Below are 15,599 nucleotides of genomic sequence, written 5' to 3' on the forward strand. Positions count from 1 at the left end.
GCGTGCTTATGAAAATCACCCGCCTGCGCCTTCACGGCTTCAAGTCCTTCGTTGAGCCCACGGACTTCGTCATCGAGCCCGGCCTGACCGGCGTGGTTGGCCCCAACGGCTGCGGCAAGTCGAATCTCGTCGAGGCTCTGCGCTGGGCGATGGGCGAGACCTCCTACAAGTCGCTGCGCGCCGCCGACATGGACGCGGTGATCTTCGCCGGCTCCGGCAACCGTCCCGCGCGCAACCACGCCGAAGTGACGATGACGATCGACAATGCCGATCGCACCGCGCCGGCGGCGATGAACGACAGCCAGCTTCTCGAAATCTCCCGCCGCATCGAGCGTGAAGCCGGCTCGGTCTATCGCATCAATGGCCGCGACGTGCGCGCCCGCGATGTGCAGATCCTGTTCGCGGATGCCGCCACCGGCGCGCGTTCGCCGGCTCTCGTCCACCAAGGCAAGATCGGCGAAATCATCCAGGCCAAGCCCGAGCAGCGCCGCCGCGTGCTGGAAGACGCCGCCGGCGTTGCCGGCCTGCATGCCCGCCGTCATGAGGCCGAGCTGCGGCTGAAGGCGGCCGAAACCAACCTCACCCGCGTCGAGGACGTGATCGGCCAGCTCGCAGGGCAGATGGAAGGCCTGAAGAAGCAGGCCCGCCAGGCCGTGCGCTACCGCGAGGTCGCGGCCAAGGTCCGCAAGGCCGAAGCAACCCTGTTCCATCTGCGCTGGATCGGCGCCCATGCCGACGTCAACGAGTCCGGCCAGACCCACGATCTCGCCGTCCGCGAGATGGCCGAGCGCACCCAGCACCAGGCCGAAGCCGCCCGCATCCAGGCGATCCGCGCCGCCGAAATGCCGGCGCTGCGCGATGCCGAAGCGCGCGCCGCGGCCGGGCTGCAGCGCCTGACCAATGCCCGCGAGCTGCTCGACCGCGAGGAAGAGCGCGCCAAGGAACGCGTCGCCGAGCTCGAGCGTCGCCTCGCTCAGTTCGAAGGCGACATTTCCCGTGCTCAGCAACAAACTATGGACGCCGACGTCGCGCTGCAGCGGCTCGACACCGAAGACGCCGAGCTGAAGGAAGAGATCAAGTCGCGCGTCGAGAAGCGCTCTGGCGTGGATGAACGCGTCGGCGAAGCCGAGGCGGTGCTGACCGAGACCGAGCAGCAATTCGCCGAGCTCACCACCGCGCTGGCCGACCTCACCGCCAAGCGCAACCAGTTAGAGGCCAACGTCCGCACCCACCGCGACAAGCTCGCCCGGCTCGACCAGGAGATCGCGAACGTTACCGCGGAAGAGCAGAAGCTTGCCGCCGAGACCGGCGGTTTCGGCGATCTCGACGAGCTGACCGCGACGGTCGAGACGGCGGAGCAGACGCTTGCCGCTTCGGAAGCCGCGGCGCAGGCGAGCGAAGCTGCGCATGTTGCAGCGCGCCAGACGCTGGAATCCTCGCGCTCGCCCCTGGTCGAAGCCGACAAGCGCGCGCAGCGGCTCGAAACCGAGGCGCGCACGATCTCCAAGATCCTCAACGGCGAGACCAAGAATCTGTGGCCGCCGATCATCGATGGCATCACCGTCGACAAGGGCTTCGAAAAAGCCATCGGCGCCGCGCTCGGCGACGATCTCGACGCGCCGGTCGATCCGTCGGCGCCGATGCGCTGGACCAATGCCGGCGTCACCGATGGCGATCCCGAGTTGCCCGAAGGCGTCGTACCGCTCGCCAATCACGTGCAGGCGCCGGCCGAACTGGCGCGCCGCCTGGCGCAGATCGGCGTGGTGCCGCGCGAGCGCGGCGCCGAGCTGGTCTCGCAGCTCAAGACCGGCCAGCGGCTGGTCTCGCCCGAGGGCGACGTCTGGCGCTGGGACGGCTTCGTCGCCGCGGCTCACGCCCCGACCGGTGCCGCCCGCCGCCTCGCCGAACGCGCCCGCCTCGTCGACATCGAGAACGAGCTGGAGCAGGCCCGCATCGACGCGCAGATCAAGCGCCAGGCGCTGGAGAATGCCGAGTCCGAGCTTCAGATGGCCGCCAGCACCGAAGGCGCCAGCCGCGAAGCCTGGCGCGCCGCGCAGCGCGAGCTCAACGTCGCGCGTGAGCGTCATGCCACCGCCGAGCGCGAGATCAGCCGCCACGCCGCGCGCAAGGCGACGTTGTCGGAAGCCCACAGCCGTCTCGCCGCCGACCGTGCCGAAGCCGAAGCCGCCTACGAATATGCCGAAGCCGGCATCTCCGAGCTGCCGTCGAGCGAGGACACCGAGACCCGTCTCGCCGCCGTCCGCAGCGACATCGAAGGCCATCGTCGCATGGCCGCCCAGGTCCGCGCCGAGGCACAGGCGCTGGCGCGCGAGGCCGAGCTCGCCGACCGCCGCGTGCAGGCGATCCTGGCCGAGCGTACCGAGTGGCAGAACCGTAAGGAGAGCGCGGCTTCTCACATCGACACTATCCAGGCTCGTATCGCCGAACTCACGATCGAGCGCAGCGAGCTCGAAAACGCGCCGCAAGTGTTCGCCGAGAAGCGCAGCGCGCTGATCACCGAGATCGAATACGCGGAGAACGACCGCCGCATGGCCGCCGACGCGCTCGCCACTGCGGAGACCGCGATGGCGGAGACCGACCGCGTCGCCAAGCTGACGCTCGAGGCGCTCTCCAGCTCGCGCGAAGCTACCGCCCGCGCCGAGGAGCGCATGGAAGGCGCGCGGCGCCGGCTGGAGGACATCGAGCGCGAGATCCGCGACATGCTGGAAGTCGAGCCGCAGGCCGTCGCCGGCCTCGCCGAGATCGAGCCCGGCGCGGAGCTGCCGCCGCTGCATGACATCGAGGAAGATCTCGAAAAGATGCGCCGCGACCGCGAGCGTCTCGGCGCAGTCAATCTGCGCGCCGAGGAGGAGCTGCGCGAGGTCGAGACCCAGCACACCGGCCTCGTCACCGAACGCGACGACCTCGTCGAAGCCATCAAGCGGCTGCGTCAGGGCATCCAGAGCCTCAACAAGGAAGCGCGCGAGCGGCTGCTGACCTCGTTCGAGGTGGTCAACAACCACTTCAAGCGCCTGTTCGTCGAGCTGTTCGGCGGCGGCGAGGCCGCGCTGCATCTGATCGAGAGCGACGATCCGCTCGAAGCCGGTCTCGAGATCATCGCAAAACCGCCGGGCAAGAAGCCGCAGACGCTGTCGCTGCTCTCGGGCGGCGAGCAGGCGTTGACCGCGATGGCGCTGATCTTCGCGGTGTTCTTGACCAACCCTTCACCGATCTGCGTGCTGGACGAAGTCGACGCGCCGCTCGACGACCACAATGTCGAGCGCTACTGCAACCTGCTGAATGAGATGACCAGCTCGACCGACACGCGCTTCGTCATCATCACGCACAATCCGATCACGATGGCGCGGATGAACCGCCTATACGGCGTCACCATGGCCGAGCGCGGCGTGTCGCAACTGGTGTCGGTGAGCCTGTCAGAGGCCGTGGACATCCTCGACCAGAACGTGGCGTGAGGCGGCACGCGTTCCACACCCATTGACGTCGTCATCCGCGAAGGCGGATGATCCAGTACGCCGCGGCCTCTCGGTTTTGACGGCACTGTCTCGGAGTACTGGATGCCCCGCCTGCGCGGGGCATGACCGCGGATGATGATCGCCCCCACCCTCCCCGCCGAACTCAAGGCCGCCCTCGACGGCAAGCTCCAGGGCTTTTCGCGCAGCGACGCCGCGCAGCGGTCGCAGAAAATCTCGACCACCTATCGCGCCGGTGGCGGCTCCGGCATGATCAAGTCCGAAGCCGATGCACTCGCTTATGCGCTCGCGCGCATGCCGGCGACCTACGCGGCGGTGGCGGCCAGCCTCAATGCACTCACGGCGATCGCGCCTGATCTAGCCCCGGAAACCTTGCTCGACGTTGGCGCAGGCCCGGGCACCGCGAGCTGGGCGGCCGCGGAAGCCTTTCCGTCGCTGCAGGATTTTACCCTGCTCGACGCCAACGCCACGCTTAGCCGGCTCGCGCTTGAGCTCGCGCGCGACAGCACGCGTCTTGCGGAGTGCCGCAATCTGCCGGGCGATGCCGGCGGCAATCTCGCCGAGGCCTCGCACGCCGACCTCGTCATTGCGAGCTACATCATCGGCGAGCTCAGTGAGGCCGACCAGCGCAAGCTCACCGAGGCGATGTGGGCCAAAGCGCGCCACGCGCTGCTCGTGATCGAGCCCGGCACACCCGCCGGCTATGCGCGCATCCTCGCGCTGCGCCAGCAACTGATCGCACAGGGTGCCTATGTCGCCGCGCCCTGCCCGCATGAAAAACCCTGCCCGCTCACCGCGCCCGACTGGTGTCATTTCTCCCAGCGCCTGCCGCGCTCCCAGGCACACCGCCAGATCAAGGGCGCCGAGGTGCCGTTCGAGGACGAGCGCTTCATCTACGTCGCCCTGACCCGCACGGCGCCCGAGAGCCGCGCCGCCCGCGTGCTGGCGCTGCCGGACGTCGGCAAGGCCGAGATCACGGCCAAGCTTTGCACCGGGGCTGGGGTCGCGCTGACGAAAGTCCCGCGACGCGACAAGGCGGCCTATGCCGACGCCCGGCGCTGGCGCTGGGGCGATGCGATCATGTCCGAAAGTTAATTTTGCTGACCTCTCTTGCCTTGAACTCGAGCGGCTTCCCATTCGACCAAGTCTTACCTCCCCTCTGCGCCGGGCTCTCGCTTCGCGCCAATTTGGTCTACCCTAGCGCCCGCCTTCTTCCCCTTCAGGAGTTCTCCATGTCGACCGGCTGGATCGTTCTCGGCGTCATCGTCGTCCTCGTGTTCTTAGGCTTCAGCGCCTACAACCGCCTGGTGGCGCTGAGCCAGCGTGTCGGCCAGGCGTTTGCCGATATCGACGTGCAGCTCAAGCAGCGCCACGATCTGATCCCGAACCTGGTGGAGACGGTGAAGGGCTATGCCTCGCATGAACGCGGCACGCTCGACGACGTCATCAAGGCGCGCAACTCGGCGATGTCGGCGCAGGGTCCGGCGCAGGTGTCCGCGGCCGAGAACCAGCTCTCGGGTGCGCTCGGCCGGCTGATCGCTCTGTCGGAGGCCTATCCGGACCTCAAGGCCAATGCCAACTTCCAGCAGCTCGCATCCGAGCTCTCCGACCTCGAGAACAAGATCGCGGCGAGCCGCCGCTTCTTCAACAACGCGGTCCAGGAATACAACACCGGCATCCAGCAGCTGCCTGCGGCCCTGTTCGCCGGCATGTTCGGCTTCACCAGGAAGGACTTCTTCGATCTCGGCGCCAGCCGCACCGAGGTCGAGGCGACGCCGCAGGTGAAGTTCTGATTTGAGCCGATAGGCCGGCAGGGCACCCGCGTCATGGCCGCGTATGGTCTCTACACGCATATCGCCTCGAACAAGTTTCGTTCGATGCTATTGCTCGCCGGCTTGTTCATGCTGGTCTACGTGCTGGTCTATGCCGGTGCGCTGGTCGCCGAAGTTCTCATCGACAGCAACCGGACTGTCGCCTTCTACCTGAGCCACGCCTTCCAGGATCTGAAAGTCGCAGCCCCCGTTGCGACGGTCGTGGCGGCGGTCTGGATCGTAATCGCCTATTTTTTCCATCAGTCGATGATCGACGCGGTCACCGGCGGCCACGACGTTAACAGGCAGGAGGAGCCGCGGCTCTACAATCTGCTCGAAAACCTCTGCATCTCGCGCGGCATCACCATGCCGAAGCTGAAGATCATGGAGAGCCCGGCGCTGAACGCGTTCGCAACCGGCCTCAATCCGCGGCAATACTCCATCACCGTGACCACGGGTCTCCTCGATGCGCTTGATGACAAGGAGATCGAGGCCGTGCTGGGCCACGAGCTGACCCATATCAAGAACGGCGACGTACAGCTGATGGTGGTCGCCGTCATCATCGCCGGCGTGGTCGGCTTCTTCGGCGAATTGTTCTTCCGCCTGTTCACGAATTTCAATTGGAGCTCGAGCGGCGGATCGTGGTCGTCGGGCTCCTCCTCGTCGTCGCGGTCGTCCTCCTCGTCCAGCGACAGCAAGAGCTCCGGCGGCGGTGCGGTGATCGTCATCATCATCGCGGTCGTGCTGATCGTGGTGGCCTGGCTGTTGTCGCAGGTGGTGAAGCTCGCACTGTCCCGCTCGCGCGAATATCTCGCCGACGCAGGCTCCGTCGAGCTAACCAAAAATCCGGACGCCATGATCTCAGCGCTGCGCAAGATCGAGAACCGCGGCGAGCTGCCCGGCGCCACCTCGGCCGTCATGGAGCTCTGCGTCGATAATCCCCGCGAGGGCTTTGCCGATTTGTTCGCGACCCACCCCTCGGTGCAGTCCCGGGTCGACGCGCTGGTCAAGTTCGCCGGCGGCCATGATTCCGGTCCGTTGCCGCCGCCCGGCTATGAGGGGGAAGAACCAGAAGCGCAAGCCGGCCAGCAGGATGCGGCGCCGCCGCTGCGGCAGGGGCCTTGGAACGATGCAGGCGGCTCGACCAACCCGCCGCCGGTGCCAGCACCCAGCCCCGCCGGAACCACAAGCAGCAACCCGATAGGCAATCCCATCGGCAATCCCATGGGACCTTGGGGCCGCCATTGAGTACGTCATTCGACGCCACGCGCGGCAGGTTTGATCGCGATTGGGAAAAACCTCGGGAATTGCCGTAACTGGGGCCTGCGGAATTGAATTCTCCCTTGTTTCTGCCATGTTCGCGCCCAACAGCAGACTTGGGACGATCCTTGGGACATCCTTCGGACATCGATTTGGGGCCCGGCCGATTGCGACCTCGCGATCGGGGGCGCGCGTTAGGGGACAGCAATGGCAAAGCCGGCAGTGGTTGTGGTGGGCGCAGACAAGGGCGGGGTCGGCAAGACCACTGTGTCGCGTACCTTGCTCGATTATTTTTCCGCCAACAACGTGCCGACGCGCGCCTTCGACACGGAGTCGCCGCGCGGAACCCTGAAGCGCTTCCACCCCGATATCACCGAGATCGTCGACATGACGACGACGTCGGACCAGATGAAGATTTTTGACACGCTCAACGCTGTCAGCCCTTCAGTCACCGTCATCGACGTCCGCGCCGGCCTGCTCTCGCCTGCACTGGCTTCGCTGCGCGACATCGGCTTTCTGGACGCCGCCAAGGCCGGCCAGATTACGTTCGCCGTGTTCCATATCCTGGGACCCTCGATCGCCTCGCTCGAGGAGATCGCCGAGACCGCGGGCTTCATGACCGGCGCGAAATATTTCCTGGTGAAGAACTTCATCAATGACACCCAGTTCTTCCAGTGGGACCAGGCGACCTATAATTCCTACTTCCACCGCATCAAGGACGCGACCGAGCTGACCATCCCCAAGCTCAACGAAATGGCCTATGAGCAGGTCGAGGTGTCCTCCGTCCCGTTCCTGAAATTCGTCGCCAACAAGGGCATCAACGACGATGCCGCGAACTATTCCTTCGTGCTGCGCGGCTATGTCAGGCACTGGCTGGCCAACGTCTGGAGCGAGTTCGACCGCATCCGCCTGACTGACATCGTCGGTTCGAAACCGGCGACCCGCAACAGCGAAAAATAGTTGCGCGAGGCGGGCGGATACGGCTGGATTGGGCGGTGAGTTGGCCTGATATAGCAGTCGATGTCCGCAACGCCCGTCTACATCATCTGCTCGCCCCGCCCGCAGGTCGGCAAGACCCTGCTGGCGCGGCTTTTGAGCGAATTTTTGCTGCTCAAGAACGGCAACGTCGCGGCCTTCGACGTCAACCTGAAGGAGCCGTCGCTGCTCGACTATCTGCCGGGGATCACCGAGACCGCCGACGTGATCGACACCTACGGCAAGATGCAGCTGATGGACCGCGTCATCGTCGACGACGGGCTTGCCAAGGTGATCGACCTCGGCTTCCACGCCTTCGACGAGTTCTTCAAGATGACCGACGAGATCGGCCTGTTGAAGGAGGCAGCGCGCCGCCATGTCGCGCCTCAGATCCTGTTCATCGCCGACACCGACCGCGTCTCACTTCGCGCCCACGAGATGCTGCGCGGGCAGATCCCGCGCATGAACCTGATCACGGTGGACAACGAATATGTCGTGCGTGGCGAGTTGCCGGCCGCGATGGCGGGGGGCCGGCTGTTCCGCCTGCCCGCGCTGCCGGGCTTCCTGAAGACCTATATCGACCGGCTGAACTTCTCCTTCACCGGCTATCTGCGCCAGGAGAAGGACTCGTCCACCGAGCTGCATCAGTGGACCCGACGCAACTACCTCGCCTTCCGTGAGCTCGAGCTCAACCTGATCCTGCAGCGATCTTGAACATTTTACCCGGGTAATATTGACAGAGGGCAAGGCTGCCGCTACTGGGATTGCGCAGCAACGTCCCTCAATCAGGCCCGTCACCATGAGCATTGACCGGAAAGCAGCGATCGCCGCCTACAAGGAGCGAAAGACCATCGCGGGCATCTTCGTCGTGCGCTGCACCGCCTCGGGCGAGGCTTGGGTCGGCCAGGCGCCGAACCTGGAGACGATCCAGAACCGCATCTGGTTCTCGCTACGCCACGGCAGCCACGCGTGCTGCAGCCTCCAGGCCGCCTGGAACACGCATGGCGAGACGAGCCTCACTTTCGGCGAATGCGAGCGCCTGGACGACGAGGAAAGCGCCTATGTCAGGAACGCGCTCTTGAAGGAGCGCATGCTGCATTGGCGGGCCGAACTGAAGGCCGAGATGATCTGACCGCAGCGGCGGCTCAGTGCCCCTCGAACGTCATCAGCGTGCGCACCGGCACGTCCATGGCGCGCAGCTTGGCGGCGCCGCCGAGCTCGGGGAGGTCGATGATGAAGCAGGCGGCGACGACGTTGGCGCCAATCTGGCGCAGCAGCTTCACCGCGCCTTCCGCGGTGCCGCCGGTGGCGATGAGATCGTCGACCAGGATCACGCGCTCGCCGGGCTGGATCGCGTCGACATGCATCTCCATCTCGTCGATGCCGTATTCGAGAGAGTAAGCGATGCGCACGGTCGTGTGCGGCAGCTTGCCTTTCTTGCGGATCGGCACGAAGCCGGCCGAGAGCTGGTGCGCCACTGCGCCCCCAATGATGAAGCCGCGCGCCTCCATGCCGGCAACCTTGTCGATCTTGTTGCCGGCCCAGGGATTGACGAGTTCGTCGACCGCGCGCCGGAACGCGCGCGCATCCGCAAGCAAGGTCGTGATGTCGCGGAACATGATCCCCGGCTTGGGATAGTCAGGAATGGTGCGGACGCTCGCCTTAATATCATGGTCGAAGGTCATTGGTGCCTCTCAATCAACGCGCGCATCCAGCCGGAACGCATTCTCGACAATACGTAGTCCCACCTCATTGCCGAGCGACATCAGCGATTCCGGGTGGAATTGCACGCCGGCGATCGGCAGGGTCTTGTGCTCCAGCGCCATGGCGACGCCGTCCTCGGTGCTGGCGGTAACGGACAACACCTCCGGCATGCTGTCACGCTCGACAAACAGCGAGTGATAGCGGCCGATGACGATCTCGTTCGGCAGATTGCGCATCAGCCGTCCGCCGCGCACCTGCACCCGCGAGGGCCGGCCGTGGGCGGGATGCGTGAGCTGCCCGAGCTCGCCGCCAAAATACTCGCCGATGGCCTGCACGCCGAGGCAGACGCCGAACACCGGCAGCTTTTTCTCCAGCGCAGCGTCGATGGTCTTCTTGATCCCGAAATCCTCCGGCCTGCCGGGGCCGGGCGACAGCACCAGCAGATCCCACCTCTTCCGCTTCAGCATGTCGAGCGCATGCACGTGCCGGACCACGGTGACGTCGGCACCGACCTGGCGGAAATAATCGGCGAGCATGTGCACAAAACTGTCGTCGTGGTCGATCAGCAGCACCTGCTTGCCCGAACCGGTCGCATCCGGCGCGAAGGTCGACAGCGGTTTTGGCGGATCGCCGCGCAGTGCCTGGAACAGGGCGGCGGCCTTGACCTGGCACTCGCGATCTTCCGCGGCGGGATCGGAATCGAACAGGCAGGTCGCGCCGACGCGCACTTCGGCCAGACCATCCTTCATGCGGATGGTGCGGATGGTGAGGCCGGTGTTGATGCTGCCGTCGAAATTCACCGCACCGATCGCGCCGGCATACCAGCGGCGCGGCGAGCGCTCGTGATCCTCGACGAACTGCATCGCCCAGAGCTTCGGCGCACCGGTGACAGTGACCGCCCAGGCGTGGGTGAGGAAGGCATCGAGCGCGTCGAAGCCGGGGCGCAGCATGCCCTCGACGTGATCGACGGTGTGGAACAATTTTGAGTAGGTCTCGATCTGCCGGCGCGCCAGCACCTTGATGGTGCCGGGAACGCAGACGCGCGCCTTGTCGTTGCGGTCGACGTCGGTGCACATGTTGAGCTCGAATTCGTCCTTCTCCGAGTTCAGGAGCTGGCGGATCTGCTCGGCATCGCCGATCGCATCAAGGCCGCGCGCGATGGTGCCCGAAATCGGGCAGGTCTCGACCCGGCGTCCGTCCGAGCGCACGAACATCTCCGGCGAGGCGGAGACGAGAAACTCGCCCTCACCCAGATTCATCAGCGCGCCGTAGGGCGACGGATTGATGACGCAGAGGCGCTGAAACACTTCGGCCGGCGAGCGGTCGCAGGGCTCGGCGAACAGTTGCCCGGGCACCGCCTCGAACAGATCGCCGCGGGCGAAAGCCGCGCGCGCGGTCTCCACCGTGGCCTGATATTCGCCGGGCGCGTGATCGGCAAAGCCCTGGCGCGGCGTCTTCAGGTACGGGCTCTCGGCCGTCTCGCGCGGCAGGCCCTCGGTGGACTTGCCCTTCCAGGCGAAGTCGTAAGTGAGCACCACGCCGCGGCCGGTGGCGCGGTCATAAGCCAGCAGGCGATCGGGCACGTAGAGCACGATGTCGCGCTGGTCGCTCTCGCGTGCGCGCTTCTGCACGAGGTCCTCGATCTGGAACACGAGGTCGTACGCGAAGGCGCCAAACAGGCCGAGCAGCCCATCGTCATTGGCGGAGAAGGCGGCAACGAGATCACGCACCAGCGACATCACGCTGGCACGGCGCGTGCGCTGGTCCTCCTCGACCGGGGCGTCGCCGCGGATGATGTGGCCGGCCAGGCGCGAAGCGGTCTTCTCGGAGATCACCACGCAGGGTTCGCGCAGCACGTCAGTGAGGAAGGCGATCAGCACCTGCCCGCGCGCGTTCAACGCTTCCAGCTTGAAATTGACGCCCGTGGTCTCGAGCTTGAGCGGCGGATCGGAGAAGCCGAGGTCAAAGCTCTCGTAACGGCCGGGCACGGTCGTGCCCGAGGACAGCACCACGCCGCGGCGGCGGTCGAGCAGATTGATGAGATCGTCGAGCCGGTTGGCGCCGCCGGTAAACTGCTCGGCCACCCGCGTGATCGCAAGTCCTGCGCGGGTCACATAGTCGCTTCGGGCCGGGAGGGCAAAGACTGTCCTGTTCATGTCGTCCTCTTACGAAACTTGCCGAGGGAACGCCACACAGGACAAACGATCAGGCCGCCGCACTGCGTTGGCGACCTCAGACGATTTGGGAAAGGAAAATCGCACCGGCCACCTCGTTAGGAGGTGCGCCACCAAAGACGGGCTGGGCGGACGGCGGTGCTCATGGGCGGATACTCACCATGGCCGGGAGGCGGCGTCAAGGGTGGCGCCCGAGCCGTAGCCCGGATGGAGCGCAGCGCGATCCGGGATTCCTGCCACGACGAGACAGCCCGGATTACGCTGCGCTCCATCCGGGCTACACGATTTCAGCGCCCTACCCCAGATGCTTCCGGAAAAACTCCGTGGCCCTGCCCCAGGCGAGCTCGGCGGCTTCGCGGTCGTGCACGGCCTGGCGCTGCTCGTTGACGAACGCGTGCTCGGCGTCATAGCGGAACAGCTCGAGCGACTTGCCGGCGGCCTTCATGGCCTTTTCGAAGCCATTGACCAGCTCCGGCGTGCACCAATCGTCCTTGTTGGCAAAATGGGCCTGGAGCGGGATCTTGACGTCGGCGGGCTTGGCCGCCTGCTCGGGCGGGATGCCATAGAACACGACGCCGGCCGCGAGCTCCGGAATCTTGGTCGCGCCGATGATGGTAACGGCACCGCCGAGGCAGAAGCCTGTCAGCCCGACCTTGGCGCCATTGCGCGACAGGTATTGCGTGGCGCCGCGCACGGTCTGCGTGGTGGCGTCCATGAAGTCGAGCGAGTTCATCTCCTTGTTGGCGCTCTCCATGTCGTGGTACGGCACCACCTTGCCCTTGTAGAGATCGGGCGCCAGCGCATCGAAACCAGCCAGCGCAAAGCGGTCGCACAGGCCCTTGATCTGGTCCGACAGCCCCCACCATTCCTGGATCACGACCACGCCCGGCGCGTTGCCGCGCGCGGCGTTGGCGAGATAGCCCGAGGCGTCCTTGCCGTCCGGACGCTTGAAGGTGATGGCGGTTCCCATGGTGTCCTCCGATGAGTTTTGTGGGAGCGATTGGCGGCATTTTGGCGGGTGGGCGGCAGATAGGCAATCGCGCCAAACAACACACTCTCGTGCCCCGGATGCAATGCAGCGCGCCCCTGGCGATGCGAAGCATCGTCCCGTGCGGCGTGGTGCGTTGCTGATCCGGGGCCCAGCCACGAGCACGCTGGGTCCCGGCTCTGCGCAGCAGCGTTGCACGCTGCAGCGCGTCCGGGACACCGGCGACGCCAACAAAAAAGCCCCCTTACGGGGGCTTCTTCATGTCTCGTCTTTCGCCGCTCAGTGGGAGCTGGCCCAGACCTTCTTCTTGGTGAAGTACATCAGACCTGCAAAGAGGATCAGGAACACGAAAACCTGGAATCCGAGGCGCTTGCGTGCTTCCATGTGCGGCTCTGCGGTCCACATCAGGAACGTGGTGACGTCCTTGGCATATTGCGCCACTGTGGCAGGCGAGCCGTCGTCGAAGGTGACCTGGCCATCGCTCAGCGGCTTCGGCATCTTGATGGCGTGGCCGGGAAAGTATTTGTTGAAGTAGGAGCCCTCCGGGATGGTCACCCCTTCCGGCGCCTTGTCTTCGTAGCCCTGAAGCACCGCCGCGACGTAGTCCGGGCCCTGCTCCTGATACTGGCTGAAGAAGTCGATGATGAACCAGGGGAAGCCGCGCTTATACGAGCGCGCCTTGGTGATCAGGGAGAGGTCGGGCGGCGCGGCGCCGCCGTTCGCCGCACGCGCGGCCTGCTCGTTCGGGAACGGCGACGGGAAATAATCCGCCGGGCGCCCCGCACGCTCGAACATGTCACCCGCATCGTTCGGGCCGTCCTTGACCTTGTACTCGGAAGCGAAGGCTGCCGCCTGCGCCACTGAATAGCCTGGTCCGCCTGCTTCGGCGAGGTTGCGGAAGGCGATGTAGGACAGGCCGTGGCAGCTGGAGCAGACTTCCTTGTAGACTTTCAGGCCGCGCTGCAGCGCGCCACGGTCGAACTTACCGAAAGGGCCCGAGAACGACCATTTGTTGCCCGGAGGCGTGTCGCTGCCTTCGGACGCCTTCGCACTGTCGATCGAGCCCGCGAACAACGAACCGGCGAGCGCCAGCATGATCGCGGTCGAGACCATCGGCGTCGACCTGCTCCCGGTCTTGGCCAGGACCGCATCCGAGATCGAGTTCGGCACCGGCCGCGGCTTCTCGATGCGCGAGAGCAGCGGCAGCACGATCAGGAAGTAGGCGAAGTAGCAGACCGTCAGGACCCGGCCGGCAACGACGTAGATGCCTTCCGGCGGCTGCGCGCCGAGATAGCCGAGCAGGATGCAGACCACGACGAAGATCCAGAAGAACTGCTTGGCGAGCGGGCGATACTTCGACGACTTCGTCTTGGCGGCGTCCAGCCAGGGCAGGAAGCACAGGATGATGATCGCGCCGAACATCGCGATGACGCCCGCGAGCTTGTTCGGGATGGAGCGCAGGATCGCGTAGAACGGCAGGTAATACCATTCCGGCACGATGTGCGGCGGCGTCACGCCCGGGTTCGCCGGAATGTAGTTGTCGGCGTCGCCGAGATAGTTCGGCATGTAGAAGATGAACCAGGCGTAGAGCAGCATGAAGCAGGCCACGCCGAACATGTCCTTGATGGTGGCATGCGGCGTGAACGGCACCGTGTCCTTTTCCGTCTTCGGCTCGACGCCGTCAGGATTGTTCTGGCCGGCCACGTGCAGCGCCCAGACGTGGAGCACCACGACGCCCGCGATCAGGAACGGCAGCAGGTAATGCAGCGAGAAGAAGCGGTTCAGCGTCGGGTTGCCGACCGAATAGCCGCCCCACAAGAGAGTCACGACGCTCTCGCCGACATAGGGAATGGCGGAGAAGAGGTTGGTGATGACGGTGGCGCCCCAGAAGCTCATCTGGCCCCACGGCAGCACGTAACCCATGAAGCCAGTCGCCATCATCAGCAGGTAGATGATGACGCCGAGGATCCACAGCACCTCGCGTGGCTCCTTGTACGACCCGTAGTAAAGGCCGCGGAACATATGGACGTAGACCGCGACGAAGAACATCGAGGCGCCGACCGCGTGCATGTTGCGCAGCAGCCAGCCATAGTTCACGTCACGGACGATCAGCTCGACCGACTTGAAGGCGAGATCGGCATGCGGCGTGTAGTGCATCGCCAGGATCACGCCGGTCAGGATCTGCATCCCCAGCATGAAGGAGAGGATGGCGCCGAAGGTCCACCAATAGTTCAGGTTGCGCGGGGTGGGATAGGCGACGAACGAGGAGTGCATGAGGCCGAAGATCGGCAGGCGCCGCTCGATCCATTGCAGGGCCGGATTGCTCGGCTGGTAGTCGGATGGTCCGCTCATGATGCGATCCTGAGGAAATAGTACGACGAGACGGCGCGAAGCTTCGGACGAGGGTCCGAGGCTCAGCCGATCTGGATTTTGGTGTCGGAAACGAACTGGTACGGCGGCACCGGCAGGTTCGCGGGCGCGGGCCCCTGGCGGATGCGGCCGGACGAATCGTACTGCGAACCATGGCAGGGGCAGAAGAAGCCGTCGTAGCTGCCTTCATGAGCAATCGGGATGCAGCCGAGATGGGTGCAGATGCCGATCACGACCAGCCACTGCTCGTGGCCAGACTTGACCCGGGCCTCGTCGGTCTGCGGATCGGGCAGGCTCGCCACGTTGACGGCGCGCGCCTCGTCGATCTGCTTCTTGGTGCGGTGGCTGATGTAGATCGGCTTGCCGCGCCAGAACACCTTGATGTCCTGCCCTTCGGCGACCGGGCTGAGATCGACCTCGATCGGCGCACCGGCGGCGATGGTCGAGGCGTCAGGATTCATTTGCGAAATGAAGGGCCAGAGCGCAGCTGCGCCCCCTACTGCTGCAGCTGCCCCGGTTGCAACGAATAAGAAATCACGGCGTGTCGGATGGTCCGCCGAAGACGCTGTCGTCACGATTCCAACCCTTTCTTCTTGTGCAGCCGGTGGAACCGCTCCAGGGGGCGCCCATGAGGTCCCCGGAAAGGCTGCCGGCGCCCGCGGCCCCCCGCGGCGGCAGAACTTCGCTCATCCACCTCTAAACAGGCGAAACAGCAGTCCAGAATCGTTCTATTGGCACCCTTGCCCGGCGAGCGCAAGCCCGCTATCGGCGCGGGAGCGTGCAATGCACGAATTCCCGGGCAGGCGATGTTTTATTGAGACATTTC

General features: G+C 65.3%; 12 protein-coding genes. 7 read left to right on the forward strand and 5 right to left on the reverse strand.

What is annotated here, in order from left to right; translation table 11 throughout:
* Positions 1-8 precede the first annotated feature (8 nt).
* The 7 genes from smc (at position 9) to IVB26_RS30445 (ending at position 8,669) form a co-directional block, all read left to right on the forward strand.
* The gene (smc, locus tag IVB26_RS30415; protein WP_247968742.1) at positions 9-3,473 is read left to right on the forward strand and encodes a chromosome segregation protein SMC; all 3,465 of its coding nucleotides are present in this window, start codon (positions 9-11) and stop codon (positions 3,471-3,473) included.
* Between the two features lie 132 nt (positions 3,474-3,605).
* Positions 3,606-4,586, forward strand: a complete 981-nt coding sequence (locus IVB26_RS30420; protein WP_247968743.1) for a small ribosomal subunit Rsm22 family protein — start codon at positions 3,606-3,608, stop codon at positions 4,584-4,586.
* 137 nt (positions 4,587-4,723) lie between these two features.
* Positions 4,724-5,284: a LemA family protein gene (locus IVB26_RS30425; protein WP_247968744.1), complete on the forward strand. Its 561-nt coding sequence runs from the start codon at positions 4,724-4,726 to the stop codon at positions 5,282-5,284.
* Positions 5,285-5,317: 33 nt separating this feature from the next.
* Positions 5,318-6,550: a M48 family metallopeptidase gene (locus IVB26_RS30430; RefSeq protein WP_247968745.1), complete on the forward strand. Its 1,233-nt coding sequence runs from the start codon at positions 5,318-5,320 to the stop codon at positions 6,548-6,550.
* 219 nt (positions 6,551-6,769) lie between these two features.
* Positions 6,770-7,522, forward strand: a complete 753-nt coding sequence (locus IVB26_RS30435; RefSeq protein ID WP_246921811.1) for a P-loop NTPase family protein — start codon at positions 6,770-6,772, stop codon at positions 7,520-7,522.
* A gap of 60 nt (positions 7,523-7,582) precedes the next feature.
* Positions 7,583-8,251, forward strand: a complete 669-nt coding sequence (locus IVB26_RS30440) for a hypothetical protein (RefSeq protein ID WP_247968746.1) — start codon at positions 7,583-7,585, stop codon at positions 8,249-8,251.
* Positions 8,252-8,336: 85 nt separating this feature from the next.
* Complete coding sequence (locus tag IVB26_RS30445) at positions 8,337-8,669, forward strand: GIY-YIG nuclease family protein (protein WP_247968747.1); 333 nt, start codon at positions 8,337-8,339, stop codon at positions 8,667-8,669.
* Between the two features lie 13 nt (positions 8,670-8,682).
* On the opposite strand, the gene IVB26_RS30450 is transcribed toward IVB26_RS30445, so the two are convergent.
* The 5 genes from IVB26_RS30450 to petA form a co-directional block, all read right to left on the reverse strand.
* On the reverse strand, positions 8,683-9,222 hold the full coding sequence (locus IVB26_RS30450; protein ID WP_018323310.1) for an adenine phosphoribosyltransferase: 540 nt from the start codon (positions 9,220-9,222) through the stop codon (positions 8,683-8,685).
* A 9-nt stretch (positions 9,223-9,231) separates the two neighbouring features.
* Positions 9,232-11,397, reverse strand: a complete 2,166-nt coding sequence (locus IVB26_RS30455; RefSeq protein ID WP_247968748.1) for an anthranilate synthase component I — start codon at positions 11,395-11,397, stop codon at positions 9,232-9,234.
* Positions 11,398-11,710: 313 nt separating this feature from the next.
* Positions 11,711-12,385 carry a dienelactone hydrolase family protein gene (locus IVB26_RS30460; RefSeq protein ID WP_011085274.1) on the reverse strand — a complete coding sequence of 225 codons (675 nt, stop codon included), beginning with the start codon at positions 12,383-12,385 and terminating at the stop codon, positions 11,711-11,713.
* Positions 12,386-12,682: 297 nt separating this feature from the next.
* The gene (fbcH, locus tag IVB26_RS30465) at positions 12,683-14,755 is read right to left on the reverse strand and encodes a cytochrome b/c1 (protein ID WP_247968749.1); all 2,073 of its coding nucleotides are present in this window, start codon (positions 14,753-14,755) and stop codon (positions 12,683-12,685) included.
* Positions 14,756-14,817: 62 nt separating this feature from the next.
* Positions 14,818-15,348, reverse strand: coding sequence for a ubiquinol-cytochrome c reductase iron-sulfur subunit (petA, locus tag IVB26_RS30470; RefSeq protein WP_246921823.1), 531 nt, complete (start codon positions 15,346-15,348; stop codon positions 14,818-14,820).
* Positions 15,349-15,599 lie beyond the last annotated feature (251 nt).

The organism is Bradyrhizobium sp. 195, assembly GCF_023101665.1.
Classification (GTDB): domain Bacteria; phylum Pseudomonadota; class Alphaproteobacteria; order Rhizobiales; family Xanthobacteraceae; genus Bradyrhizobium.